Origin of the sequence: Novosphingobium sp. TCA1 (assembly GCF_009811895.1) — a bacterium.
Taxonomy (GTDB): Bacteria; Pseudomonadota; Alphaproteobacteria; order Sphingomonadales; family Sphingomonadaceae; genus Novosphingobium; species Novosphingobium panipatense_A.
Window position 1 is genome coordinate 1 of the sequence record NZ_BLJH01000076.1, and the last position, 6,081, is coordinate 6,081.

The 6,081-nt window shown below is 61.0% G+C and carries 4 protein-coding genes; 1 reads left to right on the plus strand and 3 read right to left on the minus strand.

Features of this window, described 5'->3' with window-relative positions:
• Positions 1 to 275: 275 nt before the first annotated feature.
• A complete protein-coding gene (locus NTCA1_RS27660; RefSeq protein WP_142639949.1) occupies positions 276 to 2,021 on the minus strand; it encodes an ATP-binding protein in 1,746 nt (581 codons plus the stop codon).
• The gene (locus NTCA1_RS27665; protein ID WP_142639951.1) at positions 2,018 to 3,283 is read right to left on the minus strand and encodes an SIR2 family protein; all 1,266 of its coding nucleotides are present in this window, start codon (positions 3,281 to 3,283) and stop codon (positions 2,018 to 2,020) included. Before NTCA1_RS27665 ends, NTCA1_RS27660 begins: the two co-directional genes overlap by 4 nt.
• A gap of 281 nt (positions 3,284 to 3,564) precedes the next feature.
• On the opposite strand from NTCA1_RS27665, the gene NTCA1_RS27670 reads away from it, so the two are divergent.
• Positions 3,565 to 4,736, plus strand: a protein-coding gene (locus NTCA1_RS27670) for an IS3 family transposase (RefSeq protein ID WP_142639952.1) whose coding sequence is annotated in 2 segments (ribosomal slippage) — positions 3,565 to 3,829 and positions 3,829 to 4,736 — 1,173 coding nt in all. Because the reading frame shifts where the segments join, the coding sequence is not laid out codon by codon here.
• A gap of 156 nt (positions 4,737 to 4,892) precedes the next feature.
• Here NTCA1_RS27670 and NTCA1_RS27675 read toward each other — a convergent pair.
• Positions 4,893 to 5,801, minus strand: a complete 909-nt coding sequence (locus tag NTCA1_RS27675) for a HEPN domain-containing protein (RefSeq protein WP_142639954.1) — start codon at positions 5,799 to 5,801, stop codon at positions 4,893 to 4,895.
• Positions 5,802 to 6,081: the final 280 nt, after the last annotated feature.

Below are 6,081 nucleotides of genomic sequence, written 5' to 3' on the forward strand. Positions count from 1 at the left end.
CGAGGCCGAAGGCCATCTCTGGCGCGCCTATGCGTCTTCCGAGTTCACTGCCCAGCCCGGGGGCTTTACATAGAACGGGCACGGAGATGCGCTAGCGACCGCTGGCGTCGACAACACCTGTTTTCCGTGCACTCGCGGCAGACTGCCTTGGGCCGGTAGGCGACTGTCCGGTTCTGAGCCGGGTCTCGGCGATAGCTGACGATATTGATATCCGAAATGGTCGACGACGAATGGACCAAGCGGGCTGCAATCCCACGGACGAAATCAGTTCTTGGTTACGGTGCGGGCTCGCCCTGCGCGGGAGCCAGGGGCGGTTCTAGAGCGGCCTGCCGCTTCGCAAGGCGATCCTGCCAAGACTTTTGGAACGCCGGCCCTTTGCTGTCGGGCGGGGTCGCGGGGCGACGTACGAAGATCGGCACCGGTGCGGGCAGTTCAGGGCCGATGACCACAGCCTCGCCCGGTGCAAGCATGGGCACGAACTGAGCGGCACCGCGGTCGAGATCGCCACAGGCGCGCTCGACCGTCTCGCGGTCCTGATCATTGGTCAGGCGGTGGACGATAAGAGTGCCAAGTTGGCTGAGCACGTCCGGCGGCACGTCGCGCGGGCGCTGGGTCGCGAGCACGCACGTCAGCCCATATTTTCGGCCTTCCTTGGCGATAATGCCAAAGGAATCGAGTTTGATCGACGCATAATCGTCCCCGACGGTCCGGCCGAGAAATTGGTGGGCCTCATCAAGGAACACCACCAGGGGGTCGGTCCGGAAACGATTAGCGCGCGCCTCGCTGAGCAGAAAACGTCCGATCACGTTGAGAAGGATCTCGCGTGTATTATGCTCGAAACGCACCTCCTTGAAGGACACCACGGCGACATCTCGCGCGTCGTCCTCGAAGAAAGCACGAAGTTCGTCGACCAGCGAGACCCCGTCCTGTCCGAAGACGCATTGCAGTTCCTGCGACGCGAGGAGCGTGTTGATCCGCGCAGTCAGGCTTTCGCAGAAGGCGACACTGCCTTGGTCGGCATTGCCAAAATGGCCAGGCTCACCCGTCAGATAGATGCACTCGGCTCGGATCTGCTCTGCGAGGCGATGAATATCGAAAGCGCATCCAGGCGCATGCAGCGTGACCGCGTGATCGCGCACGGCTGTGAGGAATGGCGCGCGCGGCTTCGTGCGTTTGATGATCGTTCCGTCCGCGACAGTGACGCCCTGCGAGATGGCAGCCCCCATTGCGCTTACCAGCTTGAGACTGCGGATCGCTTCGCGCAGCTTGGGTCCCTGGCTCTGTCCCGATGGCCGGAACAGCGAAAATAGATCGTCCTCTGTCATGTGCCGATAGGGGAAATACGCTAACTCCTGACCCGCAGTCGGCTCCGCAAAGGTGAATACCGTGTCGACACAGGCGAGGTCGGAAAACTCGCCGGTCGGATCGAGAACAACCGCCTTGCCGCCGGCGGCCTTCACCTGCTCGACCAGCGTAGCGACCGTCCAACTCTTGCCTCCCCCGGTCGCGCCAAACACCCCGCAATGACGCCCAAAGAGGCGATCGGGGGGCAGGCAGACATCAACCCCATCGGCGGCATCGATCCGGCCGATGCTTAGGGTCAGATCGTCTGATCCTGCGACCGCATTGCGGATCAGGGTCGCGAGAAGCTGGGGCTGGGCGAGATAGACTGCGTCACCGATCTGCGGGAACTGGACAAGGCCTCGCTTCAGCCGATTGGAACGCTGTTCGACGGCGGCGAGCAGCTGCACTCGCCCGATCGGGTTGACCGTACCGCCATCACCTACCTTGGGCTCGACGGTCAGCCGCTCGCCGTCGGGCAGGCGGGTCTCGACGATGCGACCAAGTATGAAGGATCGTTCGCAATCGATGAATACGAAGTCGCCGACCGCTCCCAACGACGTTCCCCGGCTCTCGCGCCCCGGCACGGCGTTGGGCAGGTTCATATGGACATGGGACGCCGTGACTTGGGTCACCGTACCGACGTAGCGATCGGTCTCGATCGGATTGATCGGGTTCATGCCGGACCCGCCGCGCCTTGCTGGATAGCGCGCATGCGCTGGACATGCCGCTCGCGGTCGGTTTCGCCGATCAGGTCCGGCATCGCGGCGGCGAGATCCTGGAACCGGCCGTTCATCAAGTGCACACGGGCATCGCCACTGTCGGCTAGACGCCGGAACCGGGTAAGAAAGCGGTTGGGAAGCTCGGCCTTGCCCGCCAGATCGTGGGCCCCGAGCACCAGCTGCTCGTCAGGGATGAAAGCAAGATCGCAAATCGCGAGCCGCAGCGACATGTTGGATTCGATCGCGGACATGATCGGACTGCTGATATGATCGTCATTAAACCCGAACCCGGAAATCAGGAGCGCGGTATCTGGTTCGCGCAATGCCGCCTGGAAGGCCGAGAGCATGTCGAGATAGGGCGCGTCGAAACTCTCCTGATATTTGCTTGAACGCGGATAGATCAGGACCGGCTTGCCGACCTGCGCGCGGGTGCGCAGGATGTCGCCTTCGACACGGCGCCAGTCGATCGAGCCATGCAGCTTGTAGAATTGTAGGACATTGGCAACATAGTCGGGGTTCTCGCGGTGTCCCTCCCGACGCACGATATCGAGATCGAAATGGGTGCGATCGTAGGTTTGGTCGAGATTGTGCGAAAAACCGTCGATCAACGTGAAACGTGATCGGCGCGCCACCTCTTCAAAGCAGAGGTCATAATTAGTTGTGAAGAGTTTGGCGCGGGGTTTGCGTACCCCACGGCGTCCGATTTTGCGGATCAGAGCATCGTGAGCGTCGAGGCCGCTCTCTCGATCGATGAAATCAACGCGCGCCAAGATTGCCTGCTCGGCGGTTTCGACAAAAGCCTGCATGGATAGCACGGGCTCGCTCGTCTCGCCGTCATGAAGTTCGAGATAGAGTTTGCATAAGGTGAGCAGCTTCTCGATATTCTCGCTCACGCGCTCGGCGCCGAAGCTGGCAACGATCGCATCGAAAACAGCGTCGCCCGCCGCAGCGCGCACAGCGACCCAGACATCCCACATCCCCGCCGGAGTCGGTCGCCCTTGCGGATTGCTGACGCCGAAAGACGAGCCGGTGCCGGTGAGGACTACCAGATTGGTGGCGTTGAGGATGTTCAGTAGCACGCTGCCGACCGCGTTGGCCGACCCTGGAACCGGCGCGTCGTCGGTGTCGCCCTCCATGCTGACCGCCGCCCGCCAGCCCGCGCCGGGAACATAGAGTCTGATATCCGCAGCATTGGCAGCACGGCCGTCCCAGAATGGCATTTGGACCCCTGTTGTCGTTCACTCTGTTTCCAGGAGCTTCGCGGGCTTTTGAACTAAAGGGAAGCGATAGGCCTGCATTTTTCGACAGCTCACCCCGCCATCAGCGGGTGACCGAAGCTCTGGAAGCGAACCTTGGATGGTCTGCTGTGCGAACGTCAGCTCTTGCCAAAAAATTGCCACTTTGGGGGGCCGTCTAAAATGACAGCATTGTCCCAGTGAGGTGGTCCCGCTTTTCTGGACAGGATGCTAAGCTAATCCCGACCTGATGGATTGGTAAGGGAATGAAGACGACGAGGAAGCGCTATAGCGCCGATTTCAAAGCCAAGGTGGCGCTGGAAGCGATCCGGGGTGACCTGACGCTGGCGGAACTGGCAGCCAAGCATGGCGTGCACCACACGATGATCGCCTCCTGGAAGCGGCAGGCCATTGACGGGATGGCAGGCACGTTCTCCGGAGCCGGCGATGCGGTCAAGGCTGCCAGCGAGAGCGAGGTAGAGAAGCTGCACGCCAAGATCGGGCAACTGGTGGTGGAGCGGGATTTTTTAGCGAAAGCCTTCGGTCGATGAGCGTGGAGCGGAGGCGGGCGATGGTCGAACCTGCTCACCACTGCCTGTCGATCTCGGCGCAATGTCGCCTGCTCTCGATTGGCCGTTCATCGTATTATTATGCGCCTGTGCCGGAAGCGGATGAGACGCTGGCGCTGATGACGGTGATCGATGCGACGTTCCTGGACTGCCCTTGGTACGGCAGCCGGCAGATGGCACGTCACCTGCGGCGCGCAGGCCATGAGGTTGGTCGCCGCCGGGCCCGGCGGCTGATGGCGAAGATGGGCCTGACGCCGATCTACCAGCGGCCGCGCACGAGTGATCCGCACCCGCAGCACCGGGTCTATCCGTATCTGCTGCGCAAGTTGGTGATCGACCGGCCCAATCAGGTCTGGTGCGCCGATGTGACCTACATCCCGATGCGGCGCGGCTTCTTGTACCTGGTTGCGATCATGGACTGGGCAACCCGGAAGGTGCTGGCGTGGCGGCTATCGAATACGATGGATGCAGGGTTCTGCGTCGCGGCGCTGGAGGAGGCGCTGGCTCGCTTCGGCAAGCCCGAGATCTTCAATACCGACCAAGGTAGCCAGTTCACGTCGCAGGCCTTCACCACTGTGCTGCGCGAGGCAGAGGTCCGCATCAGCATGGACGGTCGGGGCCGGTGGATGGACAATGTCTTCATCGAACGCCTTTGGCGATCCCTGAAGTACGAATGCGTTTATCTCCACGCCTTCGAGACCGGCTCGGAGTTGAAAGCTGGCCTTGGCCGCTGGATCACCTATTACAACACCCAGCGTCCGCACTCGGGCCTGGCCGGAAAAACCCCGGTCGAGGCCTATCGGCGGATCGGGCAATCAGATCATGGGGGGCATGCCCCCCATGATCTGATGATCAAACAGGCGGCATGAACGACAACCGGGATTAGCTTAACTCAGCCGCCAAACTGTCCAAGAAGGCGGGACCACCTCACAGCCCCCGGCCACAACCGGACTTACCGCTCGTAAGGCGCGAGACTTTTCTGATTGAGCGGCCTGGATGGGCGCATACGGCACGCACGGGATTCATTATCCACCCAGCCCCAGTTCGAAGCCTGCGCCCGCATCCCGCAGCCGGTTGACCAAGACCAAAGAAGCTTGATGCGCCACAAGTGCCTGTTCGCGCGAGCACGCCTCCTCTCCGTACCTGATCTTCGGCGTGCATTGAATGTCGTCGACGAGCCGAGCATGGTCGAAAACCATGCCAAGTTCGGTAAGCTGATGGCACAGCTGCCCCAGATCATGCACGTACTTGAAGCGACCGCCTTTGAGCGCGATTGCGGCCTTCAGAACCTTTTCGGCTGACTGAAGCGACGCCCATTTCGAAGCGCCGAAGTGATCGTGTCGCTCCATCAGGTTCGATACCGCCATCTTTATATCGTTGCGCGCAATGGCCATCAGTTCATTCTGTGTGCTCATAAGGGTATAGAATGCAAGCAGGCCGATCTCGAACGAGGACCCAATTTCAAGCAGCGCCTCGTCAGATAGTCTTTGAGCCAACCCTGGTGTCATGCCGTCTACAAGCTGCACGACGTTGGTGGTTGCGGAACCGCGGCCAATTGGTGCCTTCTGGATCCACTCTCGCTCCGCAATGAAATTTACGCTGCCGACGAACTGAGGGATCCGCAGAGCGTACAGGTCGCCCTCGAGCAGTAGGACGATCTTGCCCACCGCCATGTCAATCTTGATCCGGTCTCCATATGTTTCGTAATACCAATTCCGTATCGCTCTCGCGAGCGGCCGGTAGCGCTCGATCTCTGGCGGTCCCCTAACGGCCCCCTCCCCAAGTGGGATAGGGATGTTCCCATAACGGATGCTCACCTCGCCAACGGCGGAGATTGGGCGGCTCGGAATGTCCACGCCTTTAGCTTTCAGCTCCGCATCGATCCCGCTCATCATTGCCTCGAAAGCGGGGCCTTCGGTCGGTACGTCTGTCATGCGCCAAGCTATAGCAGGCGTAGGGCATTCGGGTATCGGACTATTCTACGCGCTACAGCATGCCGATCAGGGAGCTAGGGATAGCGGACAGGCAGATATCGGCGACGCTTAATCGGTTCTCGAACGACCAAAATGGGCGCAAGCGTATATCAGTGCCCCTTTCATGTAATGCCCTGAGTCCTCGGGGGCCAGTGCCGAATTGAGGAGAGGGGGAAGGGACAGGCGAGCAACCCGAAAGGAGCCGCCCCATGTCCAACGTCGTGAAACTGCCGGGACCGCC

Bases quoted from the DNA above. Each gene is read 5' to 3' on its own strand.
- NTCA1_RS27665 (WP_142639951.1), bottom strand. From the start codon at position 3,283: ATGCCATTCTGGGACGGCCGTGCTGCCAATGCTGCGGATATCAGACTC.
- NTCA1_RS27675 (WP_142639954.1), bottom strand. From the start codon at position 5,801: ATGACAGACGTACCGACCGAAGGCCCCGCTTTCGAGGCAATGATGAGC.
- NTCA1_RS27660 (WP_142639949.1), bottom strand. From the start codon at position 2,021: ATGAACCCGATCAATCCGATCGAGACCGATCGCTACGTCGGTACGGTG.